Below are 25,309 nucleotides of genomic sequence, written 5' to 3'. Positions count from 1 at the left end.
CCACTGCGGCGGATCCATGCCGAGCGCGGGGTGCTCGGCGCCTCGAGTCATCATGGGGAGCGCGCGCAGCTGATGGTGCTGAAAGCGAAGCAGGACAACGGGAGTCGAGTATGAAACTCCGGGCACGCACCGGCGACGGCGAATACGGGCTGCTGGTGGCCGCCGCCACCGCGTACGACATGCAGTCCGCACGGCAGGTGCGGCAACTGTTGAACAGCCATGGGGTGCGGGCCACGCTGGGGCCGGCGCGCATCCACCGGTGGCGGAACCTGAAGGACCACTTCCGGATTCTGGTGTTTCCCGAGGACGCCGCGCGCGCCTACGACGTCCTCAGCCGCCTCGGCTGATCAGAGCTTGGTCAGGGTCCGGCTGTAGGACGGGATCAGCCGGATCTTGCCCGCGGTGCCGAAGTCGATGGTGACGGTGGCCAGCGCGCCGAAACCCTCCGCCGCGATGACCCGGCCCAGACCGTACTTGTCGTCATTGACGCGATCGCCGACCGCCAGCACCAGGCCGGTGTTGTTGCGCTTCACCCCGGCCGCCGCCGGAGCGGGCCGACCCTCGCCGCGACCGCGCAGACCGGGACGAGAGTCCGACCAGCTGTCGCCGCGCGTCCAATCCCGTTCCAGGCCGTCGTCCTCGCCGCGGCGGCGGAAGCCGCGCGACTGCGACTGCGAGGGCGTCGGCTCCAGCCGCTGCCAATCCATCAGATGGCCCGGAATCTCCTGCAGGAAGCGGGATTCCGGATTCGACACCGGCTGCCCCCAGCCCGAACGCACCACCGCGCGGGTCAGGTACAGGCGCTTGCGGGCGCGGGTGATGCCGACGTAGGCCAGCCGGCGCTCCTCCTGCAACTCCGCCGGATCGCCCAGTGCGCGCATGTGCGGGAACTGGCCATCCTCCCAGCCGGTCACGAACACCACCGGGAACTCCAGGCCCTTGGCGGTGTGCAGGGTCATCATGGTGACCACGCCCGAACCCTCTTCCGGGATCTGGTCGGCGTCGGCCACCAGTGAGACCCGCTCCAGGAACGCCGCCAGCGACCCCGGCTCCGGCTCACCCTCGGCCTGCTCGGGCACCAGGCCCTCGTCGCGCGCGGCCTCCACGTTGTTGCGTGCCTCGGAGCTGAATTCCCGTGCGACGCTGACCAATTCGTTGAGGTTGTCCAGCCGCGCGCCGTCCTGCGGATCGTCGGAGGCCTCCAGCTCGGCCCGGTACCCGGTGCGATCCAGCACGGCCTCGACGATCGAACCCACATCGGGGAAGTCCATATCGGCCTGCGCTCCGGCGGCCCGGATCTCCTCCAGCAGCTCCAGGAACCCCGAAATCGCCTTCTGAGACCGGGAATTGAGCAGCGCGACCTTGCCGGCGGCCGCATCCCGCAGCGCCTGCGCGAAACCGATGTTCCGCTGCTCGGCGTGCACGGCCACGCACGCCTCCGCGCGCTCGCCGATACCGCGGCGCGGGGTGTTGAGCACCCGGCGCAGGCTCACCGCGTCGTCCGGATTCTCCAGCACCCGCAGGTAGGCCACGATGTCGCGGACCTCCTTGCGTTCGTAGAAGCGGACGCCGCCGACCACCTTGTAGGGCAGGCCCATCCGGATGAAGATCTCCTCCAGGGCGCGCGAATTGTTGTTGGTGCGGTAGAAGACCGCCACATCCGCGTAGTTGGCGTCGCCCTGATCCACCAGCCGGTCGATCTCGCGGGCCACGAACGAGGCCTCGTCGTGCTCGTTGTCGGCCACATACCCGACGATCAGATCGCCGTCGCCCTGATCGGTCCACAGCTTCTTGTCGCGGCGGCCCTCATTGCGGGCGATGACCGCGTTGGCGGCGGTCAGGATGTGCTGGGTGGAACGGTAGTTCTGTTCCAGCAGAATGGTTTCCGCGTCCGGGAAATCGCGCTCGAACTCCTCGATATTGCGGATGGTCGCGCCGCGGAAGGCGTAGATCGACTGGTCCGCGTCACCCACCACGCACAGTTCCGACGGCGGCACCCGATGCTCGGAGCCGGTGTCCGGGTCGTCGCCCCACACCCCGCCGCGGTGATGGCCGACCAGCTCGCGCACCAGCACGTACTGGGCGTGGTTGGTGTCCTGGTACTCGTCGACCAGCACGTGCCGGAAGCGGCGGCGGTAGTACTCGGCCACCTGCGGATGCCGCTGCAGCACCGACACCGTCTCGCCGATCAGATCGTCGAAGTCGAAGGCATTGGCCGCGCGCAACCGCCGCTGGTACTCGCCGTAGACCCGGGCCACGATGCGCGGTAGCTCGGCCTCCTCGGTCTCGGCGTCGGCCGCGGCCTGGGCGGCGTCGATGAGCTCGTTCTTGAGGTTCGAGATGGCGGTGGCCAGCAGGCGCGGCGTGTACTTCTTCGGGTCGATCTCGAAATCGCGGATGATCATGCCCAGCAGCCGCCGGGAGTCGTCGGCGTCGTAGATGGAGAAGTTGGAGTTCATCCCCGTCAGCAGCGACGCCTGGGTGCGCAGGATGCGCACGCAGGAGGAGTGGAACGTCGACACCCACATACCGGCCGCGCGCGGTCCGACCAGCCCGGCGACGCGTTCACGCATCTCGGCGGCGGCCTTGTTGGTGAAGGTGATGGCCAGGATCTCGCTCGGCCGCACCCCGCGGGCGTCGAGGAGATAGGCGATACGACGGGTCAGGACCGCGGTCTTTCCAGAACCGGCCCCGGCCACGATCAGCAGCGGGGTGCCGGTGTGCATCACCGCGGCGCGCTGTTGTGGATTCAACCCTTCGAGCAACGCTCCGCCACCCCGCGCTTGCTGGGGCTTCTGCTCGTCCTGTGCCACCGTCGTATTCATCGCCCATCCACGCTACCGGCGCGCACCGACAGGCGTCGGGCGGGATCGCACAGGTGTCCGATTAGTGCCGGTCCGGCGAACTTCTGGTGAACCGTGTGACAGGAGGAAACTCAGGAGATTCACAAACGTACCCGTTTTGCATGGGTACCTCTCCGTGGCAGACTCGTCCCATGACCGGCTCGACGGCGGTGCGACACGCCTGTGCACCCAATGTGTATCGCACCTGAGCCCGATCCCCGGGAGACAATGATTTTCCAGGGGGGACAATGTATGGCCGACAGGTCAGATTCTTGGTGAAGAACCGATCGGTAACAGGTTGGGTCCACCCGCCGATCCACGTTCTGGACCACGAGGAGTTGAAAGTATGAGCATCTCGACGACGGGACATTCCGAGTCTGCCACCGGCTCGGACTCCGCCCCGCTGCCCTCCGAAGCGGAGATCGAAAAGCTGCGTCTGGAGATCGACAAGCTGGACGCCGAGATCCTCGCGGCCATCAAGCGCCGCACCGAGGTCTCGCGCATTATCGGACGGACCAGAATGGCGAACGGCGGGCCCAAGCTCGTCCACTCCCGCGAGATGAAGGTACTCGAGCGATTCAGCGAGCTGGGCCAGGAGGGGCACACCCTCGCCATGCTCCTGCTGCGTCTGGGCCGCGGTCGGCTCGGGCATTGACAACTCTCGTAACTCTCAGGGGCTTCACCCCTGAGACCCCGGACCCTTCCGACTCGGGAAGGTCCGTTAACGCTGAGCGCCGCCCGACTCGATACAACAGGCGGTGCGTCGCGAATCGCGGGCACACAAGCCACGCTGCATGCGGAGCCACGGATGCAGCACCCCCAGGCCGCCCCGGGTGTCTTTACCCCGGGGCGGTTCTTCGTCTTCCTAGGGCAGGGCGATGTACTTGATGTCGAGGTACTCCTCGATGCCCTCGTAGCCGCCCTCCCGGCCGAAGCCGGATTCCTTCACGCCGCCGAAGGGCGCGGCCGGGTCGGAGATGACACCGCGGTTGACGCCGACCATGCCGGTCTCCAGGCCCTCGGCGACCCGCAGCGCCCGGTCCAGGCTGCGCGTGTAAACGTATGCGACCAGGCCGAATTCGGTGTTGTTCGCAGCCGCCAGGCCCTCGGCCTCGGTGTCGAAACCGACGATCGGGGCGACCGGGCCGAACACCTCCTCCCGCAGGATGCGGGCCTGGGACGGAATGTCGGTGAGCACGGTGGCCGGGTAGAACCAGCCCGCCCCGCCCGGGGCCTTGCCCCCCAGCTTCACCTGCGCGCCCGCCGACACCGCGTCGTCCACCAGGTCGCTCACGGTGTCGAGCTGGTTCTCGTTGATCAGCGGGCCCAGGGTGGTGTCCGGGTCAACGCCATTGCCCAGCCGGTATTCGGCCATGGCCGCCACCAGTTTGTCGGTGAATTCCTGGCGAACCGAATTCTGGACGTGGAAACGGTTGGCCGCGGTGCACGCCTCACCGCCGTTGCGCAGTTTGGCCAGCACCGCGCCCTGCACGGCCGCGTCCAGGTCGGCGTCGTCGAAGACCACGAAGGGGGCATTGCCGCCCAGCTCCATGGAGGTGCGCAACAGACCGTGCGCCGACTGCTCGACCAGCTTCTTGCCGACCGGGGTGGACCCGGTGAAGGTCAGCTTGCGCAGGCGCGGGTCGTTCAGCAGGGGAGCGGTGACCGCGCCCGACCGCGAGGTGGTGATCACCGACAGCACGCCGTCCGGCAGCCCGGCCTCACTGCACAGCTGAGCCAGCAGCAGCATGGTCAGCGGGGTCTCGCCCGCCGGTTTCACGATCATGGTGCAGCCCGCCGCCAGCGCCGGGCCGATCTTGCGAGTTCCCATGGCCAGCGGGAAGTTCCACGGCGTGATGGCCAGGCACGGCCCGACGGGCTGCTTGTGCACCAGGATTCGCCCGGTCCCGCCCGGGGCGGCCTGGTAGCGGCCGTGCACCCGGACCGCCTCCTCGGAGAACCAGCGGAAGAACTCGGCGCCGTAGCGGACCTCATTGCGGCTCTCCGGCAGGGCTTTACCCATTTCCAGGGTCATCAGCAGAGCGAACTCGTCGGCCCGCGCGGTGATCGCCTCGAAGACCTCGCGCAGGATCTCCCCGCGCTCGCGAGCCGGGGTCGCGGCCCACTCGGCCTGCACCGCGGCCGCCGCGTCGAGAGCGCGCACAGCGTCCTCGGGGGTCGCGTCGGCCACCTGGGCGATGATCTCGCCGGTGGCCGGATTGTGGACGGGAAAGGTCGCGCCGCCGGTGGCATCCACCGGCCCCCCGATCCAGAGCTGTGTGGGAATGGAGGAAAGAAGCTCAGTCTCAGACACCATGTCCTCAGCGTAGGACCGTGTGGACAGCCTCGCCCGCAGGTTCGCGGCCGTCTCGATTCTGGACCGACGGAGCGGGGGAGCGAAGCGGAGGAGCGGAGGAGGGAAGAATCGAGACCTCGGGGCCGCGAACCCGCCCGTAGCGAAGCGGAGGGCAAATTCGGCACGGTGGTTGTAACCTGCCGAGAGTGAGCAGCGACATCACCGCGTCGGCGGTCTGGCGGAAACTGCACGATCACCACTCCTCCCTGGCCTCGCGGCACCTGCGCGAGTTCTTCGCCGAGGACCCTGAGCGCGGCCGGGAGCTGATCGTGCGGGTCGGTGACCTGCATATCGATTACTCCAAGCACCGAGTCACCCGCGAAACCTTGGATCTGCTGGTCGAATTGGCGGAGACGGCCGGGGTCGAGCGACGCCGCGACGCCATGTTCGCGGGGGAACGGATCAACACCTCCGAGGACCGCGCGGTCGGTCATGTGGCGCTGCGGGTTCCCGCCGGGCAGCGCATCGACATGGACGGCGAGGACGTCGTCCCCGAGGTGCAGGACGTGCTCGAGCGGATGGGCGCGTTCACCGACGACGTGCGATCGGGGGAGTGGCGCGGCGCGACCGGCGAACGCATCACCACGGTGGTGAACATCGGCATCGGCGGCTCCGATCTGGGCCCGGCCATGGTGTACCTGGCGCTGCGGCACTACGCCGACGCCGGCATCGCCGCCCGCTTCGTCTCGAATGTCGATCCGGCGGACCTGGTTTCGAAGCTCGACGGCCTGGACCCGGCCACCACGCTGTTCATCGTCGCCTCCAAGACCTTCTCCACCCTGGAGACGCTCACCAATGCCACCGCGGCCCGCCGCTGGCTGGTGGCGGCGCTCGGTGAGGACGCGGTCGCCAAGCACTTCGTGGCGGTGTCCACGCACGCGCGGCGGGTGTCGGACTTCGGCATCGACACCGCCAACATGTTCGGGTTCTGGGACTGGGTCGGCGGCCGCTACTCGGTGGACTCGGCCATCGGACTGTCGGTGATGGCGGTCGTCGGCAAGGAGCGCTTCGCCGAGTTCCTGGCCGGAATGCACACCGTGGACGAGCATTTCAGGAACGCGCCCCTGGCTGAGAACGCGCCGGTCCTGCTCGGTCTGCTCGGCGTCTGGTACTCGAACTTCTTCGGCGCCCAGTCCCGCGCGGTGCTGCCGTACTCCAACGACCTGGCCCGCTTCCCGGCCTACCTGCAGCAGCTGACCATGGAGTCCAACGGCAAATCGGTGCGCGCCGACGGCTCCCCGGTCACCACCTCCACCGGCGAGATCTTCTGGGGCGAGCCCGGCACCAACGGCCAGCACGCCTTCTACCAGCTGCTGCACCAGGGCACCCGGCTGGTGCCCGCCGACTTCATCGGATTCGCCCGTCCCACCGACGATCTGCCCACCATGGACGGCACGGGCAGCATGCACGACATCCTGATGAGCAACCTCTTCGCCCAGACCAAGGTGCTGGCCTTCGGCAAGACCGCCGAGGAGATCGCCGCCGAGGGCACCGCCCCGAACCTGGTGCCGCACAAGGTGATGCCCGGGAACCGGCCCTCCACGGCCATTCTCGCGCCCCAGCTGACCCCGTCGGTACTCGGACAGCTCATCGCCCTGTACGAGCACCAGGTCTTCACCGAAGGCGCGATCTGGGGCATCGACAGCTTCGACCAGTGGGGTGTGGAGCTCGGCAAGCAGCAGGCGCTGGCGCTGGCGCCGTTGCTCACCGCCGCGGAAGATCCACAGCCGCAGGCGGACTCCTCCACGGACGCGCTGATCGGCTGGTACCGCGCGAACCGGCGCTGACCGGACCGGGGCACCGGCCCGGCGAGATACGAGAAAAGGCGCGTCCCGCAGGACGCGCCTTTTCGCTGTTTCGGAGGCTGTCAGTCCCTTTCGGGGCCGAGGGAGATGCCGCGGGAGGCCAGCCAGGGCAGCGGGTCGATCTTGTCGACACCGTTGAGCCAGACCTCGAAGTGGCAGTGCGGGCCGGTGGAGAACCCGCGGTTGCCGACCGTGGCGATCTGATCGCCGGCCATCACGCGCTGGCCCTGCGAGACCGTCGCGGTGTCGATGTGGCCGTAGATGGTGACCGTGCCGTCGTCGTGCAGCAGGCGGACCCACATGCCGAAACCCGAAGCGGGCCCGGCCTCGAGCACGGTGCCGTCGGCGACCGCGTAGATCGGGGTGCCGATCGGGGCGGCGATGTCCACACCCTGGTGGGCGACGCCCCAGCGGATGCCGAAGCCGGAGGTGAAGGTGCCCGCGGCGGTGAACTTGGTCCACAGCGGCCGGTACTTCGAGGCCTCCTGGTTGGCCATGTCGGCGGCGAACTGCTTGCCCTTGGCCAGAATGTCGTTGAACTGGTCCAGGTTCGCGGGCGCGTTCGGGTTCAGCACCTGCGGGGAGCCCGCGGTGGTGTCGGAACCGCCGACCACGGAGGTCGCGGCGACCTCCTTGACCTGGTTGGCCGCCTGGTAGTCGACATTGCTGCTGTCGCTGGCCGAGGCTTCGATGGTGGCCTGACCGGCTGCCACGACCGCACCGGCCGCGACCGCGACCACGGCCGCCCGGCCCTTGAGGGCGTTCGGCGGGGCGGGTAGGCGGTGCGAGCCGCCGGCGCGGCGCTTGCCGCCGGTCCGGGCCGGACGCGGCTCGTCGGCCGAATAGTCGTCGAGCGCACCGTGATCGACGCGGGCGCCGTCACCGGAGAACTGGAGCTTCTCGCCGGACGCGGTCTTGAAGGTGTAGACCGGCCGGTAGTTGTCGGAGGGGGTCGGGTCCGCGGTCGGATCCCAGTTGGTCCGCGACTGCGGCGCCCAATCGGTGGGATTCGGTGCGGCCCAGCCGTTCACCGTGGTCTGGGCGTTGTAGTCCCAGTTCGGTTCGGCCTGCCAGTCATCGGATTCGGCCTGCTGCCACTGCGGGGCCTCGTCCCAGTGCTGCTGGGGCTCATCCCACTGCGCGCCGCCGTTCCAGTCGGCGTCGGACTGCCACTGCGCCTGCGGATCCCACTGGGCCTGCTGGTTCCACGGCTGGGCGGGCTGCTCCCACGGCTGGGCGGGCTGCTCCCACTGGGCGCCGCCGTTCCAGGCCTGGGTCGCGTCCCACTCGCCGTGGGCGACCGCGCTGTGGGTACTGACGGGAGAATCGAATGTCGTTGCGCCGCCGGATTGATCCGCGTCCTCGCGATAGCGGTGGCCGCGGCGGGGCCGGTGCTGCGAAGGGAACGAGCTGTCGCTCAAAGCCTGCCGTCCTCCTGTCCGTGACCGGGTTGTGACATCGACCGCAACGACGGTAACGAAACGATTGCGGCTCAGCAAGCGATGGGACTGCTTCGACACACTGCTGTGACATTCATCACTCGTTTATCCGGAATGTGCTCACTGTGCCCTGGGTAACCGCGTGAGGTTTGTCAACTACGCCACGTAGTAGCCAGTGTCACTCTCCGGGATTCGCGGGCTCCACCTGGCACCGGGTCAACAAGCTACCCGTCAGTAGCATTGACGAGGGGTTTTCCACTCCCGGAGACAATCCCGTGACCTGCGCCACTTAGGCTGTATGCGGCTGATTTCCGCTCCATGTGACTGATTAGAGTCCGAGCCGACCCGCCTCCGACGACGGGCCGCCAACCAAGACGTTGTCACAACAACGCAGACGAGACGGTGAGTACATGGATCTCTTCGAATATCAGGCGAAGGAACTCTTCGTGAAGCACGGAGTGCCTTCGTCGGAGGGCCGCGTCACGGACTCGGCCGAGGACGCCCGTGCGATCGCGGAAGAAATCGGCAAGCCGGTGATGATCAAGTCGCAGGTCAAAGTCGGTGGCCGCGGCAAGGCCGGTGGCGTGAAGTACGCCGCCACCCCGGACGACGCCTTCACCCACGCGACCAACATCCTGGGCCTGGACATCAAGGGCCACATCACCAAGAAGGTCCTGGTCGCCGAGGCCAAGGACATCGCGGCGGAGTACTACATCTCCTTCCTGCTGGACCGCTCCAACCGCACCTACCTGGCCATGTGCTCGGTCGAGGGCGGCATGGAGATCGAAGAGGTCGCCGCCACCAAGCCGGATCGTCTGGCCAAGGTGCCGGTCGACGCGGTCAAGGGCGTGGACCTGGCCTTCGCGCGCAGCATTGCCGAGCAGGGCCACCTGCCGGCCGACATCCTGGATGCCGCGGCGGTCACCATCCAGAAGCTGTGGGAAGTCTTCATCAAGGAAGACGCCACCCTGGTCGAGGTCAACCCGCTGGTGCGCACCCCCAACGACGAGATCCTGGCCCTCGACGGCAAGGTCACCCTGGACGAGAACGCCGAGTTCCGCCACGCCGACCACGCCGAGTTCGCGGACATCGACGCCACCGATCCGCTGGAGCTCAAGGCCAAGGAGAACGACCTCAACTACGTCAAGCTCGACGGTGAGGTCGGCATCATCGGCAACGGCGCGGGTCTGGTCATGTCGACCCTCGACGTCGTCGCGTACGCCGGTGAGAACCACGGCGGCGTGAAGCCGGCCAACTTCCTCGACATCGGTGGCGGCGCCTCGGCGGCCGTCATGGCCGCCGGCCTCGACGTCATCCTGGGCGACGCCCAGGTCAAGTCCGTGTTCGTGAACGTCTTCGGTGGCATCACCGCCTGTGACGCGGTCGCGAACGGCATCGTCGGCGCCCTGAACACCCTGGGCGCCGAGGCCAACAAGCCGCTGGTCGTGCGCCTCGACGGCAACAAGGTCGAGGAGGGTCGCAAGATCCTCGCCGACTTCAACCACCCGCTGGTGACTCTCGCTCAGACCATGGACGAAGGCGCCGACAAGGCCGCCGAACTGGCCGCCGCCAAGTAAGGACACGAACCCACATGTCTATCTTCCTGAACAAGGACAACAAGGTCATCGTCCAGGGCATCACCGGCGGTGAGGGCACCAAGCACACCGCTCTGATGCTGAAGGCGGGCACCAACGTGGTCGGCGGTGTCAACGCCCGCAAGGCCGGCACCACCGTGTCGCACGTGGACAAGGACGGCAACACCGTCGAGCTCCCCGTGTTCGCTTCCGTGGCCGAGGCCATGGAGAAGACCGGCGCCGACACCTCCATCGCGTTCGTTCCCCCGGCCTTCTCGAAGGACGCCATCATCGAGGCCATCGACGCGGAGATCCCGCTGCTCGTGGTCATCACCGAGGGCATCCCGGTGCAGGACACCGCGTACGCGTGGGCCTACAACGTGGAGAAGGGTCAGAAGACCCGCATCATCGGCCCGAACTGCCCCGGCATCATCACCCCGGGTGAGTCGCTGGTCGGCATCACCCCGGCCAACATCGCGGGCAAGGGCCCGATCGGCCTGGTCTCCAAGTCGGGCACCCTGACCTACCAGATGATGTACGAGCTGCGGGACTTCGGTTTCTCCACCGCCATCGGCATCGGCGGCGACCCGGTCATCGGCACCACCCACATCGACGCCATCGAGGCGTTCGAGAAGGACCCGGAGACCAAGCTCATCGTCATGATCGGCGAGATCGGCGGCGACGCCGAGGAGCGGGCCGCGGCCTACATCCAGGCCAACGTCACCAAGCCGGTCGTCGGCTACGTCGCGGGCTTCACCGCCCCGGAGGGCAAGACCATGGGCCACGCCGGCGCCATCGTCTCCGGCTCCGCCGGTACCGCCCAGGCCAAGAAGGACGCCCTCGAGGCCGCGGGCGTGAAGGTCGGCAAGACCCCGTCCGAGACCGCCGCCCTCGCGCGCGAGATCCTGGAGAAGGCTTCCATCAGCGCTTGATGGTTCTCGTGCCCCGCTGTCTGACGACAGCGGGGCACAAACCGAGAAGTGTCTGGTTGGTGTCCGCTGCTGGAGGTGGCGGTGCACAGCTGATGCGGGGCGCAAACCGAGAAGTGTCTGGTTGGTGTCCGCTGCCGGAGGTGGCGGTGCACAGCTGATGCCGATGCGGGTCGCAGGCCCACCTGCTCCACATGGCTGATACGAAGGCCGCCTGTCGAATTCGACAGGCGGCCTTCGTGATTCGCGGGAGTGTGAGCAACGCGTCGTGCGCCGGGCGTTTGGGGACGCGCGGGGGCGGGTACTGCCGTCGGGTACTGCGCCGAATCGGCTATTGCGGTAGAGGCACGGGTGGTGGTAGATGCTGCCACCGGCCGCTGCGTGCAGTAGCGTCGGTGGAAGTTCGTGAACGACTCGATAGGAGACGACGACATGGCTTACCCGACCGGGGGCTCGGGATACAACGCGCCCCAGCCGACGCCTTCCTCCGGTTCCGGATTCGGCGCGGGCGCTCCCGCGGCCGGTTCGGGAACCTCGCCTGTTGCGGGCAAGGGGCTGCCTTTCTTCCTGACCGTCGGCGTCGCCGCGCTCGGCGTGCTCAACTTCCTGCTGGGCTTCGCGCCCTACGTCGGCACCAAGGCCGTCGAGATCGGCAACACCCGGGTCGGCGGTGACACCACCTTCAGCCTGTTCGAGAGCGCGGGCTCCGCGGCGCTGGTAACGATCCTGCTGATCGCCGGGCTGGTGGCCGGGCTGTCCCTGCTGCCCAAGCAGAGCGGCAACACCGGTCTGGTGGCGGCGGCCTCGCTGGGCGCCTTCCTGGGAATCCTGTTCGGCTCCTTCAACCTCGGCGACAGCATGACGCTGAAGTGGGGCGGCTGGGTGATCCTGTTCCTGGCGTTCGTGCAGGCCGTGGTCGCGGTGCTGGCACTGCTGTTCGAGGCCGGCATCGTGAAGGCGCCGGAGCCGAAACCGGCCGCGCCGCAGGGTGGTTTCGGTCAGCAGCCGCAGCAGCCGTTCAGCCAGACCGGCCCGCAGTCCTACCAGCAGCCCTCGTTCGGCCAGCCGGGCGGTTTCGGCCAGCAGCCGCAGCAGTCCTTCGGCCAGCCCGCCCAGCCCGCCTACGGTCAGCAGCCGTCGTACGGCCAGCAGGCCGGGTACGGTCAGCAGCCCGCGGGCTACGGCACCGGTTCGCAGCCGACCTACGGTCAGCAGCAGCCCGGGTACGGTCAGCAGCCGCAGCAGTCCTTCGGTCAGCAGCCGTCCTACGGCGCGCAGCAGCAGCCCGCGGGCAGCGCGGACGCGACCCAGCACTTCGGCGGTCAGCAGCAGCGCCCGGCGCAGCCGTTCGGTGGTGAGCAGGCGGCCGATCCGGCCGCGGACGCCACCCGCGCCTTCCGTCCGGGCCAGGACGACAAGTAGTTTTCCGCGTCAAAGGTGCGGCCTCCGGTATCCGACCGGGGGCCGTTCTCTTTGCCCGCGCGCCGCTCGCCCGGCGCGCCTGACCCTACGGTTTCCGAGATGCTGCCACGCTGGTTGTCCATGAGTGCCCCGAGAACTGCCCTGGCTCGCCTGAGCGACCCCGACCTGCGGGCGCCGCGGCGGCCGCCGGTGCAGCGGGGTGGGGGCGACGGCGGGGGATTCGGTTCGCTCACCCCGGAATTCGCGCGGGTCCTGATGCTGGTGGCGGCGCGGGCGTCGGCCATCACGCTGCTGATCATCTTCATTCTGGTGTACGCCACGCTGTTCGCGGCCGGCGGCGGCATGGGCGGGTCGTCCGGGGCGATCGCCGCGAGCTGGCTTGCGGTGCACCAGGTTCCGCTGGTCATCGGCAAGACCGGGATCGGCCTGTGGCCGCTGCTGCCGACCTTCCTGATGCTGTGGCTGGTGGCCCGCGACAGCGCTCAGGCCGCCGACTCCGACTGCGAGATCCGCGATCTGGGTTGGGTGCTGGGGGCGGCCGTCGGCGGCCCGCTGCTGATCACCGCGGTCTGCCTGGCGGTGGCCGAGGACGCGGCGGCCCTGGTGCCGCTGCAACCGCCGGATACCCTGGCCGCATTCGCCTGGGTCGCCTGGCTGAATCTGCTGGCCGCCATGGCCGGTATCGGTTCGCGCCGGTGGCGCGAGTTCGCGGAGCTGCTGCCGATTCCGCTGCCGGACTGGGTGGTTCCCGGCGCCCGGGCGGGTGCGCTGGCCGCGGGCCGGCTGCTGGCCGCCGCGGCCGTGCTGACCGTGGTGTCGTTCCTGGCGCACTGGTCGCGGATCGGCGACACCTATCACGCGGCCGCCGGAAGCGTCTCCGGTGCACTGGGTTTGACGCTGTTGTCGCTGGCCTACCTGCCGAATATCGCGGTCGACGGGGTGAGCCTGCTGGTCGGCGGGCAGGTGCGGATCGGTCCGGGGTCGTTGAGCCTGTTCGCGATCGACGGTGCGCCGGTGCCCGCGGTGCCGGTGGCGGCCGCGGTGCCGTCGGGTCCGGTGGCGCTGTGGTGGCTGGCGCTCTTGCTGGCGCCCGCGGCGATCGGCGTGCTGTCGGGGCTGGAATGCGGTCGCACCTCCCGGGATCGGGCGACCGCGCCCTGGGCGACGCTGACCGCCGCCGGGGTCGCGGCCGTGGGCATGGCGCTGCTGGGCGCGCTGGCCGGCGGCGAGCTCGGCACCTTCGGCCGGATCGGCCCGACCGCGCTGAGCGCGGTGCTGGTGTTCGTGTGGTTCGCGGTCGCCGGATACGTGGGCCTGCTCGGCGCGCGCTGGTTCGGCGGCCCGGCCGCGGCGCCCGCCGTCGCCGGCGAGGAGTACACGGACGAGTACGACGACTACGCGGACGACGGCTACGAGTACGCGGACGACGAGTACGAGGGCGACTACGCCGACGACGACTACGCCGAAGGCGAGTATGCCGACGACGACTACGACGACGAGTACGACGACTACGGCGACGAACCCGGCGAAAACGCCCCCGCCTCCGCCGCGGAGTCCGATACCGGCCACCACGCCGAGAGCGGCTGGTACGACGACGAGGACCTCGACGACGCCCTGGACGCCGAACTGGTCGACGACCAGGACGACGACGGGTCCGCCTCCGGTGTGAAATCCGCCGACAACCCCGACATCGTCGACGCGGAAGTGGTAGAGGGAGACCTGCCGGACAAGTAGCCGGTGCACGGTCGTTAGGCTGTTGGTCGGCGGATAGCTTCCCGCTGTCCCTTCCCCGCCCCGATCGACAGGGAGTAGTGCGCTGACGTCCACGCCCGCCCCGATGTTGCCGCCGACCGCACCCGCGTCCGTCGTGGTGCTCGCCTCCGGCACCGGGTCCCTGCTGCGTTCCCTGTTGGAAGCGACCCGGCAGCCGGGCTACCCGGCGCAGGTGGTCGCCGTGGGCGTGGATCGCGACTGCGCCGCCCTGGAGCACGCCGAGGCGTTCGACGTCTCCTCGTTCAAGGTCGCGCTGGGCGAGTTCGCCGACCGTGCCGAATGGGATCGGGCGCTGACCGAGATCGTGGCCGCCTTCGCACCGGATCTGGTGGTGTCGGCGGGCTTCATGAAGATCCTGGGCCCGGCTTTCATGGACCGTTTCGGCGGTCGCATCATCAATACCCATCCCGCGCTGCTGCCCGCCTTCCCGGGTGCGCACGGGGTGCGGGACGCGCTCGCCTACGGCGTGCGGGTGACCGGTTCGACCGTGCACCTGGTCGATTCGGGCATCGACACCGGGCCGATCCTGGCGCAGGAGGCGGTCGCCGTGCTGCCCGATGACGACGAGGCGACCCTGCACGAGCGCATCAAGGTCGTGGAGCGCCGGCTGCTGGCGGAGACCGTCGCCGCCGTCGCTACCCGAGGCATTGTCTCCGATGGACGAAAGGCAGTTATCCCAGATGAGCGAGTTCTCCGGTGAGTGAACGCAAGCCGATCAAGCGGGCCCTCGTAAGCGTCTACGACAAGACCGGGCTGATCGAACTGGCCAGCGGTCTGCACCAGGCGGGCGTGGAGCTGGTCTCCACCGGTTCGACCGCCGGCAAGATCGCCGACGCCGGCATTCCGGTCACCAAAGTCGAAGACCTGACCGGTTTCCCGGAGACCCTGGACGGCCGGGTCAAGACGCTGCACCCCCGCGTGCACGCCGGCATCCTGGCCGACACCCGCAAGGAAGAGCACGTCGACCAGCTGGTCGAGCTCGGTGTCGAGGCCTTCCAGCTCGTCGTGGTGAACCTGTACCCGTTCACCCAGACGGTGGCCTCGGGCGCGAGCGTCGACGAGTGCGTAGAGCAGATCGACATCGGCGGCCCGTCCATGGTGCGCGCCGCCGCCAAGAACCACCCGTCGGTCGCGGTGGTCGTCAATACCGGTGACTACGCCGAGGTGATCGCCGCCGTGGCGCAGGGTGGTTTCACTCTTGCCGAGCGGACCGCCCTGGCGGCCAAGGCTTTCCAGCACACCGCTACCTACGACGTGGCCGTCGCCAGCTGGATGACCAGTGTCGCGGTTCCGGCCGTGGCGCCGGAATCGGCTGCCGCGCAGCAGTTCCCGGAGTGGATCGGTGGCACCTGGCAGCGCGAGGACGTGCTGCGTTACGGCGAGAACCCGCATCAGGCGGCCGCGCTGTACACCAGCCAGGGCGGCCCGCGCGGGCTGGCGCAGGCGCAGCAGTTGCACGGCAAGGAGATGTCGTACAACAACTACACCGACGCGGACGCCGCCTGGCGCGCCGCCTACGACTTCGACGCCCCGGCCGTGGCGGTCATCAAGCACGCCAACCCGTGCGGCATCGCGGTCGGCGCCGATATCGCCGAGGCGCACCGCAAGGCGCACGCCACCGACCCGGTCTCCGCGTACGGCGGCGTGATCGCGGCCAACCGTGAGGTCTCGGTCGAGATGGCCGAGCAGGTCGCCGAGATCTTCACCGAGGTCGTGGTGGCCCCGTCCTATGCCGACGGCGCGGTGGAGGTGCTGGCGCGCAAGAAGAACGTGCGCGTGCTGGTGGCCGACCCGGCCCAGCGCAAGGGCGCGGAGCTGCGTCCGGTCAGCGGCGGCGTGCTGCTGCAGGACCGTGACATCCTCGACGCCGAGGGCGACAGCGCCGCCAACTGGACCCTCGCCGCGGGCGAGGCGGCCGACGAGGCCACCCTGCGTGACCTCGAATTCGCCTGGCGCGCTTGCCGTGCCGTGAAGTCCAACGCCATCCTGCTGGCCGACGACGGCGCGGCCGTGGGCGTCGGTATGGGTCAGGTCAACCGGGTCGACTCCTGCAAGCTGGCGGTGGAGCGGGCCGGGGAGCGGGCCAAGGGTTCGGTGGCCGCGTCCGACGCGTTCTTCCCGTTCTCGGACGGCCCGCAGATCCTGGTCGCGGCGGGCGTGCGCGCCATCGTGCACCCGGGCGGTTCCATCCGCGACAAGGACACCATCGACCTGTGCCGTGAGGCCGGAGTCACCTTGTACCTCACCGGATCTCGCCACTTCGCGCACTGAGCATGAGTCGGCGGTGACGCGGTAGCGGTACCACGAGATCGGGACAGGGCCCGGATCGCATATGCGGTCCGGGCCCTGTCGCGTATGCGGGATTACGTGGCGCTCAATACTTTCCGATCGCCGAGCGGGGACTTCAGCTGCACCTCGAGGCTGCCGAAGACGGCGATCATGGTGCACATCTTGCCGACCGCGTCGGCGCGGGTGCCCGAGCGCAGGTCCACGGTGACGGTGGACGAGGTCTCGGTGACGCTCGCGTCCACGCCGTAGCATTCGGGGGAGCCGGTCTGGAAGTTGACGGCGATCTTGTCGGGGGCGATGCGGGTCCAGCTGTCGAACGGAATGCCGTGCGGGCTCACGATAGTCGGGTCGGCGGTGAACTCGCGTCCGGTTTGTCCGTTCGTCGCTTCGGTGGGCGTGGCGGCGGTGGTGGTCGCGCCGGTGCTGCTGGAGGTGGTGCCGCCGCCGTCGCCGGAGTTCCCGCAGGCGGTGAGGCTGAGCCCGATCAGAGTGGCTGCGCCGGCAGCGATCAGGCGGCGTGCCCGTGTCCCGTACATGGCTGACACCCTAATGTCCCGCGACCGCCGGACCGGTCCAGAGCGCCGTGTAAGCCCAGCCGGCGAATTTCTGGCGAAGACACGCCGAAATCTTCGCAGAACCGGCGCGTAACGATGCGGTGACGGGGGCGGAGTCGGTACTGTCGTCCCCAGATGTGCGAATGCAGTTCCGCGACATCGTCTTATCTCATGTTCCCCCCTCCCGAAAGGACGCACCGTGGGCGACTCGTTGAAGGTTGGCGAAGAACTCGGTCGTGGTCAGTCGCTGCAAGGCGGCGCGTACACCCTGACCCTGCAAGATGATGGCAACCTGGTGCTGTCCGACCCGAGTGGCAAGGTCGAATGGGCTTCCGGCACCAACGGCCAGGGCGTCGTGAAGGCGACCCTGCAGGATGACGGCAACTTCGTCCTCTACAAGGAGGACGGCGCCGCCTGGTCCACCGAGACCAATGGCAAGAGCGCGGACCGCCTGGTCGTGCAGGCCGACCGCAATGTGGTGCTGTACGGCTCCGACGGCGGCTCGCTGTGGTCGTCGGGCACCAACACCGACAACCCGCTTCCCGCTCCGGAGCCGGTCCAGACCCAGGCCGCCGCGGTCGAGGATGTCCCCCCGCCGCCGCCGCCCGCCGCCCAGACCTACACCGTCGAGCCGGGTGACACCCTGTGGGCCATCGCCGAGCGCTTCTACGGCGACGGCAACCGCTACCAGGAGATCGCCAACGCGTCGGGTGTCGACAACCCCGACCTGATTCAGCCCGGCCAGGTGCTGACCATCCCGTAACTCGCGGCTCCGCCACGTAAACGAGAACGAGGCCCCCGAGTGCAAAAGCATTCGGGGGCCTCGGATTTGGGGGTGGACGGGCCGTGCCGTCGCTCCCGCTCACACCTCTGCCGGGGTTTCAGGGGTACCCCCTGAGCGTCCGAGAGTTGTTCCTATTCCTGGGCTTTCGCTCCGCGAGCTATCGGCTCGTGAAGGGCAGCAAGGCCATTTCGCGGGCGTTCTTCACGGCCACCGCCACCTGGCGCTGCTGCTGCGGGGTCAGTCCCGTCACGCGGCGGCTGCGGATCTTGCCGCGGTCGGAGATGAACGTGCGGAGCAGGTTCACGTCCTTGTAGTCGACGGTCTCGACGCCGGCCGCGATGAGGGGGTTCTTCTTCGGACGGCGGGCCTGCTCGGCCCGCATCTTCTTCGACGGTGCTCGCTTCACTGCCATGTCAGCGGTTCCTCACTCACGCGGTGTCGTTGTCAACGAATGGTGGATGCTTACCAGCTCGATTTGTGCACACCGGGCAGCTCTCCTCGATGGGCCATCGCGCGAACGCGCACGCGCGAGAGGCCGAACTTGCGGAGATGGCCGCGGGGGCGTCCGTCCGCGGCGTCCCGATTGCGCAATCGTACCGGACTGGCATCGCGCGGCATTCTCTGTAAGGCGGACTGCGCGGCCGTCCGCTCGGCGTCGCTGCTGGTCGGTTTGCGGATGATCTCCTTGAGTTCCGCGCGCCGCCCGGCCCAGCGTTCCACGATCAGTTTGCGCTCTTCGTTCTTGGCGATCTTGGACTTCTTCGCCATGTCACCGGTCCTCGCGGAAGTCGACGTGCTTGCGGACGACCGGGTCGTACTTCTCGAGCACCATCCGGTCGGGATCGTTGCGCCGGTTCTTGCGCGTGACGTAGGTGTAGCCGGTCCCGGCCGTCGACTTCAGCTTGATGACGGGCCGGATGTCGGTCGATTTCGATGCCATCGTCTTCCTTTCAGATCTTCTCGCCGGCGGCGCGCAGGCGAGCGACGACCGCTTCGATGCCGTCGCGGTCGATGACCTTGATGCCCTTGGCCGAGACCCGCAGCGTGATGCGGCGGTCCTCGCTGGGCAGGTAGTAGGTCTTGCGCTGGATGTTGGGGTCCCAGCGCCGGTTGGTCCGTGTGTGCGAGTGCGATACGGACTTGCCGAAGCCCGGCTTGCGACCGGTGACCTGGCAGATGGCCGACATGGGCACTCCCTTCGGGGTAGACGATACTGACAATCGTTTTCGACAACGAATTTATTCCACGGTACATTGACTCCCCGGTAATTGAAAATCATTGTCGAAAGGGGGACCGGTGGCGTCCCAACGCAAGCCTGTGCTCGTCCTCGCGGGACTCCCCGGACGCGCGGCCGACGGTGTCGAGCAGGCCGCGCGCCTGCTGGGCGCCGAGCCCGGCACCGTCGTGGTCCGGCACGATCTGAGCGAACTGCGCGAGGGCGTGGTGCGCCGGAGAGTCCGCCTCGACGGGCGCGAGACCCTCACCGTGCTGGAGCTCGCACACGGCTGCGTCTCCTGCACTCTGCGCGCGGACCTGTTGCCCTACCTGTGTCAGCTCGCCGAACGGGATTCGGTGCGGCGCATCGTGCTCGCGCTGGATCCGGCTTTCGAGGCGGAAGCCGTGTGCCAGGCCGTCAATGACGTGGTGGTGACCGGTGTGGTCGGTCGCGTCGATGGCCCGGCCGCCCGCAGCGTCCGCATCGATACCGTCCTCACCTGCGTCGACGCCCGCGACTGGCTGGCCGACGCCACCGGCGACGAGACCCTCGCCGAGCGCGGCCATGTCACCGCGGAGGACGAGCGCACCGTGGCGCAGCTGGCCGTCGGCCAGGCCGAGTTCGCCGATGCCCTGCTGGTTTTCGACTCCGGAGCCGACCTGCTCGACCGGGAGCGCACGACCGCCGTGCTGGCCCGGCTGGCCCCGCGCGCCCCGATCAGCTGGGTAGCCGACCCCGCCACCCTCGACGTCGACGATCTGACCTGGCTGCTGCGCCGGGTGCCCACCGACGCGCGCCGCGGCGCGGCCTTCGATCCGCACGCCCCGCTGCTGGCGGGCGCACCGCCGTTGGAGCCGGATTGCGGTGTGGCACTGCTGGAATTCGCCACCGACCGCCCCTTTCACCCCGATCGACTGCACTCGGCCATCGATGTGCTGCTGGAGGGCGTGGTGAGCGCGCGCGGCCGGGCCTGGCTGGCCACCCAGCCCGACGAGGTGGTGTGGCTGGAATCGGCGGGCGGCGGGCTGCGTGTCGGCGGCGCCGGAAAGTGGCTCGCGGCCATGACATCCCGCGAGCTGGACGAGGTCGACCCGGAACGCCGCGTGCTGGCCTCGCTGCGCTGGCACGAGCACTTCGGCGACCGCCACACCTCGCTGGTGATCCTGGTCGCCGACGCAGACGCCGACGAGATCCGGAACGCGCTGCATTGGGCGCTGGTGGACGAGGACGAACTGCGGCAGGTGCGCTTCGCCCCGGAACGGGTCGCGCTGTGGTTCGACCCGTTCGGCGATCAGCACGAGGAACCGTGCGACACCACACGCTCGACGCCCGCCGGCGACGGCAAGACCCGCAACAACGAAAGGTGAAGTGATGAAACAGGGAATTCACCCCGACTACCATCCGGTGGTCTTCCAGGATGTGGGCACCGGCAAGTGCTTCCTGACCCGTTCCACCGCGGTCTCCACCCGCACCATCGAGTGGGCGGACGGGAATACCTACCCGCTGCTCGTGGTGGACGTGACCGCCGATTCGCACCCGTTCTGGACCGGGAATCAGCGCGTCCTGGACACCGCGGGCCGCGTGGAGAAGTTCGAGCGCCGCTACGGCAAACGCGTTCGAGGAAACCGTGATTCGATCACCGGAGAGGAGAACGCCTGATGGCCGTTCCGAAGCGCAGGATGTCGCGCGCGAACACCCACAGCCGCCGTTCGCAGTGGAAGGCGAGCCCGCCGGATCTGGTGCCGGTTACGGTCGGGGGAGTGGTGCGTATGGTGCCGCGGCGGCTGCTGCGAGCCGTCGAACGCGGGCTGATCGATCCTGGGAAACTCTGAGTTCGAGAGAACCACGGGTCGTGGGGGTTCGGGGCTTGGCCCCCCGAACCCCCCACTGCTGCGGGTCCGGGTTTCCCGGGGGCCCGTCAGCCCTCCTTCGCGGCCAGGTCCACCAGGGTGGCGGCGAGACGGAAGTACTTGTTCTTGCCGAGGTCGGCGATGGTCTTCACACCGAGCGCCTCGAGCAGCTGGGCGTCGTGCTTCTCGGTGAGTCCGGCGAGCGCCGACGGCGGCGCGGCCAGGATGTCGTCGAGAGACTTGGATTCGTAGGCCTTGTCGAGAGCTTTGTCGAGTACCACGTTGACGGCCACGAGAGCCTCCTTCGCCTGGAACTGGAGCAAAAGAACGGACGAGCCCGACGATAGCGTTGAAGTTGCTGTCCCGCCAGTGATCTGCTCGGGTGTTGCGGAGGCCCCGGTCGCGGGTGAACATTTCGCGCGGGTGCGAAAAAGTCTTCCTAAAGTTGTGAAGTCGTGGCCTGGTGACGGTATTCTCGTGCCTTGAGGGCGGGTTCTCCTGACTACAGGAGAACCCGCTCATCGCCACTTCAGAGGCCGTTTCGGGTTCTTCCCCCGACGGAGAGAATCCGACAATTCACCCAATCTAACTGTCGGATACGGCTTTCGGTGCGGCACTCGCCGAGGCTGATCCATTCGCGGCCTTATCGCCGGAATGTCCGTTCGGTCCGGTTCCCCAGCCCGGCAACGGCACATCCGGCAGCAACTGCTCGAGCTTTGCCAGCTGATCGGCGAACGCGGTGGCCGGACCCTCGACGAGCGAGAACGGGAAGGGCCAGTGCCCCTTGCCCGCCACCCGCGCCAGTTCCTCCTTCAACTCGGCGGTGGTGGCTTCGAGTTCGCTGATCTCGGTGCGCAGTTCGTCGATCCGCGTGAGCGCGGCCGCCAGCCCGTCCACCACCGTCCGGTTGCGGCCCTGGGCATCGGTGCCCAGCTGCGGCCAGCCGTTGAGGCCCGGTCCGCGCAGCTGGATCTGGATGTCGTGCAATGCCGCGTCCTGTTCGGGTGTCAAGTCGGGTTCCTCCGTTTCCGCATCCCACTGGCCGAAATCGATTCGGTCGGTTTGGTTCACATCGCATTCCACGCCGTCGACGATCACCTGCTCGCCGTTCTGGTAGATCGCGATCCGCGGATCCACCCGCCCGCCCGACCAGGCCACCGTCTGCCACGCCCAGGTCGCCGTCCCGGCGTCCAGCGCCCGGCTCACCGGCCAATACCCGCCGTAGATACCGACATTCGAGCGTCCGAGGACACTCGCCGCGCCGTCCAGGTAGGCGTCGATCGGCACCTGCTGCTGCGGGGTCGCGTCGAAATCCGCGGAGAAGTAGATCGGCCGATCCGCCCGGCCGCCGCAGCGCAGCATCTGCGCCAGCGCGGCGCGCGCGTCGGTGACGCCCGCGCCGTAGCCGTCCAGCATGCGGGCGGCGGTGGTCTCCCAGTTCGCGACGATGGAAATCCCGTGTGCGCGCAGGTCATCCGCTTCGGCGGGGGTGAGCAGCTTGCCCGGCAGCGAGGGGCCGCCCTCGGACAGGTAGCGAACCACGAAGTCGTAGCCGTTGGCCGTGATGGCACGCGGCGCGGGCCGACCTGCGGCGTAGTCCAGCCCGAAACGCATGACTCCCACTGTAATTCGACGGCGGCGCCGCAGGGAGCCGAATCCGAACCATCGCGGCGATCGATCGAGAGTGGTTGACTGGGAGCGCTTTGTGAGGTGCGTCACTGATCAGTGAGAACGGAGATTCGTAAATGCCTGTACGCGACGAGGCGTGGCCGCCCGGAACACCGTGCTGGGTCGACTGTCAGGTCGACGACCCGGCCAAGGCCGGCGAGTTCTACGCCGGACTGTTCGGCTGGGACATGCAAGGCGGCGAGGAGGAGTCGGGCGGTTACCTGATGGCGCTGCGGGACGGCCGCGCGGTGGCGGGCATCGGGCCCAAACCCGAGGCCGCGATGCCCTCGGTGTGGACCACCTACTTCGCGGTGGACGACGCCGACGCGTGCGCGCGGCAGGTGACCGCGGCGGGCGGCCGCCTGCTGGTGCCCGCCTTCGACGTGATGGAGTTCGGCCGCATGTTCGTGGCCGCCGACGCGTCCGGCGCGCCCTTCGCGGTGTGGGAGGCCCGCGCCCACGACGGCGCGGCCGTGTACAACGAGCACGGCGCCTACGTCTGGAACGACTTGCACACCGGCGATTTCGAGGCCGCGAAGTCCTTCTACGCGGCGGTCTTCGACTTCACCTTCGCCGAATTCGACGACGAGACAACGCGATACGCCACCTTCACCCCGCCCGGCGGGACCGGCTCGGTCGGCGGCATCAACGACGACAGCGTGAACGGCGTCGCCCCGGCCCAGCCCTACTGGCTGACCTGGTTCCAGTCCGAGGACATCGATTCCGGCCTCACCCGCGCCGTGGAACTGGGCGCGACCGTGCTCATGTCCGCCACCGACGGACCGTTCGGCCGGATGGCCATCATGGCCGCGCCCCAGGGCGAGCTGTTCGGTCTGCTCGATCCCCGGGACGTGCCGCGCTAGTGCGGGTCAGAGCATCGATTCCGGCCGGCGCGCACCCTGCTGCTGCGACGCGGCGTGCTGTGAGGCCGCCTGCAGCGACGTGCTGTGCGCGACCGCCGGATCGGGGGCCGCCATCGGGGCACGGGCCTCACGCCGGTCCGGGGCGACCAGGATGGCGGTGATCGGAATCGCCAGCGACAGCGTGCCGATGATGAAGAACGGCACGAAGAAGGTGAACAGCACGTTCCCCTGCGGCGCGGGCGCGTTCGGGTCCACGTGCACCTGCAGCCCGGTCAGTCCGGCGTAGTGCATGCTGGTCACGAGGACCGCGTACACCACCGCGCCGGCCAGCACCATCGGCACCGAACCGACCCACAGGCTGAACCACAGGGTGAGCGCCGCGAGCACGAACGCGATCGCGTACACCGCGACGGTGGACACCAGGCCGGGGTCCGCGGTGCCCTGGATCCGGATGGCGCCCAGCAGCAGCTGGTGCACGTCGCCGATCCCGAAGGCCATCACGGCCGCCGCGACCAGCAGCCGCCACCACACCAGCGTCTTGCCGGTGATCAGCAGCGCCAGGAACACGGTGATCGCCGACAGCACCGAGAACAGCGTGATCGACAGGTTGTCGTAGCGCAGCTGGGTGCCGCGCACGTCGAAACCGAGCATGGAGACGAACACCGGCATGGCCACGCCGACGCCGCCGATCGACACCGCCGCCACGAAAAGCCATACGATCCGGAACTTCTGGGTCACCGACTTGGTGGACTGCCGAATGCACGCCAGCCCGCAGGCCGCCCCCGCGAACGACACGATCACCGCCAGCGCGAGCACCCAGTAGCCCATCGAGAAGTAGATCATCCAGACACCCTTGTCCTTCGTAAGCCCGAACCCGGATGGGCGAACGTCAGCCGCGCTGCGCGGTTTCGCGCTGCGCCGTCATCAGCCGTTCGATCGCGTATTCGGTGACCGCGGCCAGCGACCGCCGCACCTCGACCGGGTCGCGCGCGTCGATGTCCACGATCGGCACGCCCTCGCGGACGCTGAGCGCCTCGCGCAGTTCCGCGACCGGGAAGCGCGGCGCGTCCGGGAAGCGGTTGACCGCGATCAGGAACGGCAGCGACTTGGCCTCGAAGAAGTCCACGGCCGCGAAGCTGTCCTCGATGCGGCGGGTGTCGACCAGCACGACCGCGCCGATGGCGCCCTTGATCAGGTCGTCCCACATGAACCAGAACCGCCGCTGCCCGGGCGTGCCGAACAGGTACAGCACCAGGTTGCCGGGCAGGATGATGCGCCCGAAATCCATGGCCACGGTGGTGGTTTCCTTGCCGGGCGTGGCGGCGAGGTCGTCGACCCCGTCCGAATAGCCGGTCACCATGGCCTCGGTGCGCAGCGGCACGATCTCGGAGACCGCGCCGACGAAGGTGGTCTTGCCCGCGCCGAATCCGCCCGCCACGACGATCTTGGTCGACGCGGTGCGCGACTCCTCGCCCGGCCGCGGCGGGTACTGCAGCCCCGGGTTCGGGAACTGCCCGGTGGTGTACGCCGGCCCCCCGTGCGGGCCGGCGGGGTAGCCTCCGCCGTTATAGGGCGCGGAGTCCATGCAGGGTCCTCTCCATCAGGGAGCGGCGCTCGTCGAAGGTCGCCTGATCGCTCAAAGTCGAATGCACACGCAGGGTTCCGGCGACCACCAGATCGCCGATGACGACCCGGACCATGCCCAGCGGACGGCCCAGGTGGGCCGCGATCTCGGCGACCGAGAGCCGGGCCGTGCCCAGCCGCAGGATCTCGGTGCGCACGTCGCCGGCGGGCCAGTCGAAGTGGGCGGTGTAGGACAGGGTTTCGACGACCGCTTCCAGCGGTAGCTCGACCGCCGGCTCGGTACGGCCGGAGGTCAACGCGTAGGGGCGAACGCGGGTGGTCGGTGGCCGGTTACCGCCACCGCCATGAGGATTGGTCATT

Annotated in this window: 26 protein-coding genes and 1 pseudogene; 14 read left to right on the top strand and 13 right to left on the bottom strand. The window is 68.7% G+C overall.

The features are described from left to right. Positions 1–110 precede the first annotated feature (110 nt). Complete coding sequence (locus tag ABZ412_RS14795) at positions 111–347, top strand: hypothetical protein (protein ID WP_357280722.1); 237 nt, start codon at positions 111–113, stop codon at positions 345–347. Here ABZ412_RS14795 and pcrA read toward each other — a convergent pair whose 3' ends face one another. Further along, positions 348–2,825, bottom strand: coding sequence for a DNA helicase PcrA (gene pcrA, locus ABZ412_RS14790; RefSeq protein WP_357280719.1), 2,478 nt, complete (start codon positions 2,823–2,825; stop codon positions 348–350). It lies immediately after the preceding gene. Between the two features lie 364 nt (positions 2,826–3,189). On the opposite strand from pcrA, the gene ABZ412_RS14785 reads away from it, so the two are divergent. Further along, positions 3,190–3,498, top strand: coding sequence for a chorismate mutase (locus tag ABZ412_RS14785; RefSeq protein ID WP_357091322.1), 309 nt, complete (start codon positions 3,190–3,192; stop codon positions 3,496–3,498). A gap of 210 nt (positions 3,499–3,708) precedes the next feature. Here the strand turns inward: ABZ412_RS14785 and ABZ412_RS14780 are convergent, their stop codons facing one another. Then, positions 3,709–5,160: an NAD-dependent succinate-semialdehyde dehydrogenase gene (locus ABZ412_RS14780; RefSeq protein WP_357280717.1), complete on the bottom strand. Its 1,452-nt coding sequence runs from the start codon at positions 5,158–5,160 to the stop codon at positions 3,709–3,711. A gap of 185 nt (positions 5,161–5,345) precedes the next feature. On the opposite strand from ABZ412_RS14780, the gene pgi reads away from it, so the two are divergent. After that, a complete protein-coding gene (gene pgi / locus ABZ412_RS14775) occupies positions 5,346–6,986 on the top strand; it encodes a glucose-6-phosphate isomerase (protein ID WP_357280714.1) in 1,641 nt (546 codons plus the stop codon). 80 nt (positions 6,987–7,066) lie between these two features. Here the strand turns inward: pgi and ABZ412_RS14770 are convergent. Next, positions 7,067–7,798 (bottom strand): annotated as a pseudogene (locus ABZ412_RS14770) (M23 family metallopeptidase); the annotation flags it as partial. 1,055 nt (positions 7,799–8,853) lie between these two features. Here ABZ412_RS14770 and sucC point away from each other — a divergent pair. The 6 genes from sucC to purH all read left to right on the top strand — a co-directional run bounded on the left by sucC (position 8,854) and on the right by purH (position 16,412). Next, entirely contained in the window at positions 8,854–10,020 is a 1,167-nt protein-coding gene (sucC, locus tag ABZ412_RS14765) for an ADP-forming succinate--CoA ligase subunit beta (protein WP_357280711.1), read from the top strand. Between the two features lie 14 nt (positions 10,021–10,034). Continuing rightward, positions 10,035–10,949, top strand: a complete 915-nt coding sequence (gene sucD / locus ABZ412_RS14760; protein ID WP_357280709.1) for a succinate--CoA ligase subunit alpha — start codon at positions 10,035–10,037, stop codon at positions 10,947–10,949. Between the two features lie 429 nt (positions 10,950–11,378). Next, positions 11,379–12,368, top strand: a complete 990-nt coding sequence (locus tag ABZ412_RS14755; RefSeq protein WP_357280706.1) for a DUF5336 domain-containing protein — start codon at positions 11,379–11,381, stop codon at positions 12,366–12,368. A 120-nt stretch (positions 12,369–12,488) separates the two neighbouring features. Further along, positions 12,489–14,102, top strand: a complete 1,614-nt coding sequence (locus ABZ412_RS14750) for a DUF6350 family protein (RefSeq protein WP_357280704.1) — start codon at positions 12,489–12,491, stop codon at positions 14,100–14,102. A gap of 103 nt (positions 14,103–14,205) precedes the next feature. After that, entirely contained in the window at positions 14,206–14,841 is a 636-nt protein-coding gene (gene purN / locus ABZ412_RS14745; protein WP_357280701.1) for a phosphoribosylglycinamide formyltransferase, read from the top strand. After that, a complete protein-coding gene (gene purH / locus ABZ412_RS14740) occupies positions 14,838–16,412 on the top strand; it encodes a bifunctional phosphoribosylaminoimidazolecarboxamide formyltransferase/IMP cyclohydrolase (protein WP_357280698.1) in 1,575 nt (524 codons plus the stop codon). The genes purN and purH overlap by 4 nt, the downstream gene beginning before the upstream one ends. A 92-nt stretch (positions 16,413–16,504) precedes the next feature. Here purH and ABZ412_RS14735 read toward each other — a convergent pair whose 3' ends face one another. Further along, a complete protein-coding gene (locus ABZ412_RS14735; RefSeq protein WP_357280695.1) occupies positions 16,505–16,966 on the bottom strand; it encodes a hypothetical protein in 462 nt (153 codons plus the stop codon). Positions 16,967–17,183: 217 nt separating this feature from the next. Here ABZ412_RS14735 and ABZ412_RS14730 point away from each other — a divergent pair, with 217 nt between their 5' ends. Further along, positions 17,184–17,747, top strand: a complete 564-nt coding sequence (locus tag ABZ412_RS14730) for a LysM peptidoglycan-binding domain-containing protein (protein ID WP_357280692.1) — start codon at positions 17,184–17,186, stop codon at positions 17,745–17,747. A 178-nt stretch (positions 17,748–17,925) separates the two neighbouring features. On the opposite strand, the gene rpsR is transcribed toward ABZ412_RS14730, so the two are convergent. From rpsR to rpmB, 4 genes are read right to left on the bottom strand one after another with little or no spacing between them, the layout of a single operon-like run. Next, entirely contained in the window at positions 17,926–18,180 is a 255-nt protein-coding gene (gene rpsR, locus ABZ412_RS14725) for a 30S ribosomal protein S18 (protein WP_357092315.1), read from the bottom strand. 50 nt (positions 18,181–18,230) lie between these two features. Then, on the bottom strand, positions 18,231–18,536 hold the full coding sequence (rpsN, locus tag ABZ412_RS14720; protein ID WP_357280690.1) for a 30S ribosomal protein S14: 306 nt from the start codon (positions 18,534–18,536) through the stop codon (positions 18,231–18,233). Position 18,537: 1 nt separating this feature from the next. Continuing rightward, entirely contained in the window at positions 18,538–18,708 is a 171-nt protein-coding gene (rpmG, locus tag ABZ412_RS14715) for a 50S ribosomal protein L33 (protein WP_326306153.1), read from the bottom strand. 10 nt (positions 18,709–18,718) lie between these two features. Further along, complete coding sequence (rpmB, locus tag ABZ412_RS14710; protein WP_357280687.1) at positions 18,719–18,955, bottom strand: 50S ribosomal protein L28; 237 nt, start codon at positions 18,953–18,955, stop codon at positions 18,719–18,721. 109 nt (positions 18,956–19,064) lie between these two features. Between rpmB and ABZ412_RS14705 the strand changes: the two genes are divergently transcribed. From ABZ412_RS14705 to rpmF, 3 genes are read left to right on the top strand one after another with little or no spacing between them, the layout of a single operon-like run. After that, complete coding sequence (locus ABZ412_RS14705; protein ID WP_357280685.1) at positions 19,065–20,351, top strand: GTP-binding protein; 1,287 nt, start codon at positions 19,065–19,067, stop codon at positions 20,349–20,351. A gap of 4 nt (positions 20,352–20,355) precedes the next feature. Then, positions 20,356–20,643: a type B 50S ribosomal protein L31 gene (locus tag ABZ412_RS14700; RefSeq protein ID WP_357280682.1), complete on the top strand. Its 288-nt coding sequence runs from the start codon at positions 20,356–20,358 to the stop codon at positions 20,641–20,643. Continuing rightward, complete coding sequence (gene rpmF / locus ABZ412_RS14695) at positions 20,643–20,816, top strand: 50S ribosomal protein L32 (RefSeq protein ID WP_357092303.1); 174 nt, start codon at positions 20,643–20,645, stop codon at positions 20,814–20,816. The genes ABZ412_RS14700 and rpmF overlap by 1 nt, the downstream gene beginning before the upstream one ends. Before the next feature lie 86 nt (positions 20,817–20,902). Here the strand turns inward: rpmF and ABZ412_RS14690 are convergent, their stop codons facing one another. Then, a complete protein-coding gene (locus tag ABZ412_RS14690; protein ID WP_213559337.1) occupies positions 20,903–21,127 on the bottom strand; it encodes a hypothetical protein in 225 nt (74 codons plus the stop codon). Positions 21,128–21,419: 292 nt separating this feature from the next. Next, complete coding sequence (locus ABZ412_RS14685) at positions 21,420–22,448, bottom strand: DUF1906 domain-containing protein (protein WP_357280680.1); 1,029 nt, start codon at positions 22,446–22,448, stop codon at positions 21,420–21,422. Positions 22,449–22,579: 131 nt separating this feature from the next. Here ABZ412_RS14685 and ABZ412_RS14680 point away from each other — a divergent pair, with 131 nt between their 5' ends. After that, complete coding sequence (locus ABZ412_RS14680; protein ID WP_357280677.1) at positions 22,580–23,365, top strand: VOC family protein; 786 nt, start codon at positions 22,580–22,582, stop codon at positions 23,363–23,365. A gap of 6 nt (positions 23,366–23,371) precedes the next feature. Here the strand turns inward: ABZ412_RS14680 and ABZ412_RS14675 are convergent, their stop codons facing one another. From ABZ412_RS14675 to ABZ412_RS14665, 3 genes are read right to left on the bottom strand one after another with little or no spacing between them, the layout of a single operon-like run. Beyond that, on the bottom strand, positions 23,372–24,208 hold the full coding sequence (locus ABZ412_RS14675) for a hypothetical protein (protein ID WP_357280675.1): 837 nt from the start codon (positions 24,206–24,208) through the stop codon (positions 23,372–23,374). A 46-nt stretch (positions 24,209–24,254) separates the two neighbouring features. Then, positions 24,255–24,950 carry an ATP/GTP-binding protein gene (locus tag ABZ412_RS14670; protein ID WP_357280672.1) on the bottom strand — a complete coding sequence of 232 codons (696 nt, stop codon included), beginning with the start codon at positions 24,948–24,950 and terminating at the stop codon, positions 24,255–24,257. Continuing rightward, the gene (locus tag ABZ412_RS14665) at positions 24,931–25,308 is read right to left on the bottom strand and encodes a DUF742 domain-containing protein (protein ID WP_357092287.1); all 378 of its coding nucleotides are present in this window, start codon (positions 25,306–25,308) and stop codon (positions 24,931–24,933) included. The genes ABZ412_RS14670 and ABZ412_RS14665 overlap by 20 nt, the downstream gene beginning before the upstream one ends. Position 25,309 lies beyond the last annotated feature (1 nt).

The organism is Nocardia sp. NPDC005746 (assembly GCF_040630785.1).
In the GTDB taxonomy this organism is placed as follows: domain Bacteria; phylum Actinomycetota; class Actinomycetes; order Mycobacteriales; family Mycobacteriaceae; genus Nocardia.
This window is presented reverse-complemented; position numbering and strand designations above follow the sequence as displayed.

Excerpts from the sequence above, each read along its gene's own strand:
- ABZ412_RS14795 (WP_357280722.1), top strand. The coding sequence starts at position 111 with ATGAAACTCCGGGCACGCACCGGCGACGGCGAATACGGGCTGCTGGTG.
- pcrA (WP_357280719.1), bottom strand. The coding sequence starts at position 2,825 with ATGAATACGACGGTGGCACAGGACGAGCAGAAGCCCCAGCAAGCGCGG.
- ABZ412_RS14785 (WP_357091322.1), top strand. The coding sequence starts at position 3,190 with ATGAGCATCTCGACGACGGGACATTCCGAGTCTGCCACCGGCTCGGAC.
- ABZ412_RS14780 (WP_357280717.1), bottom strand. The coding sequence starts at position 5,160 with ATGGTGTCTGAGACTGAGCTTCTTTCCTCCATTCCCACACAGCTCTGG.
- sucC (WP_357280711.1), top strand. The coding sequence starts at position 8,854 with ATGGATCTCTTCGAATATCAGGCGAAGGAACTCTTCGTGAAGCACGGA.
- sucD (WP_357280709.1), top strand. The coding sequence starts at position 10,035 with ATGTCTATCTTCCTGAACAAGGACAACAAGGTCATCGTCCAGGGCATC.
- ABZ412_RS14755 (WP_357280706.1), top strand. The coding sequence starts at position 11,379 with ATGGCTTACCCGACCGGGGGCTCGGGATACAACGCGCCCCAGCCGACG.
- ABZ412_RS14750 (WP_357280704.1), top strand. The coding sequence starts at position 12,489 with ATGAGTGCCCCGAGAACTGCCCTGGCTCGCCTGAGCGACCCCGACCTG.
- purN (WP_357280701.1), top strand. The coding sequence starts at position 14,206 with ATGTTGCCGCCGACCGCACCCGCGTCCGTCGTGGTGCTCGCCTCCGGC.
- ABZ412_RS14735 (WP_357280695.1), bottom strand. The coding sequence starts at position 16,966 with ATGTACGGGACACGGGCACGCCGCCTGATCGCTGCCGGCGCAGCCACT.
- rpsR (WP_357092315.1), bottom strand. The coding sequence starts at position 18,180 with ATGGCAGTGAAGCGAGCACCGTCGAAGAAGATGCGGGCCGAGCAGGCC.
- rpsN (WP_357280690.1), bottom strand. The coding sequence starts at position 18,536 with ATGGCGAAGAAGTCCAAGATCGCCAAGAACGAAGAGCGCAAACTGATC.
- rpmG (WP_326306153.1), bottom strand. The coding sequence starts at position 18,708 with ATGGCATCGAAATCGACCGACATCCGGCCCGTCATCAAGCTGAAGTCG.
- rpmB (WP_357280687.1), bottom strand. The coding sequence starts at position 18,955 with ATGTCGGCCATCTGCCAGGTCACCGGTCGCAAGCCGGGCTTCGGCAAG.
- ABZ412_RS14700 (WP_357280682.1), top strand. The coding sequence starts at position 20,356 with ATGAAACAGGGAATTCACCCCGACTACCATCCGGTGGTCTTCCAGGAT.
- rpmF (WP_357092303.1), top strand. The coding sequence starts at position 20,643 with ATGGCCGTTCCGAAGCGCAGGATGTCGCGCGCGAACACCCACAGCCGC.
- ABZ412_RS14685 (WP_357280680.1), bottom strand. The coding sequence starts at position 22,448 with ATGCGTTTCGGGCTGGACTACGCCGCAGGTCGGCCCGCGCCGCGTGCC.
- ABZ412_RS14680 (WP_357280677.1), top strand. The coding sequence starts at position 22,580 with ATGCCTGTACGCGACGAGGCGTGGCCGCCCGGAACACCGTGCTGGGTC.
- ABZ412_RS14675 (WP_357280675.1), bottom strand. The coding sequence starts at position 24,208 with ATGATCTACTTCTCGATGGGCTACTGGGTGCTCGCGCTGGCGGTGATC.
- ABZ412_RS14670 (WP_357280672.1), bottom strand. The coding sequence starts at position 24,950 with ATGGACTCCGCGCCCTATAACGGCGGAGGCTACCCCGCCGGCCCGCAC.
- ABZ412_RS14665 (WP_357092287.1), bottom strand. The coding sequence starts at position 25,308 with ATGACCAATCCTCATGGCGGTGGCGGTAACCGGCCACCGACCACCCGC.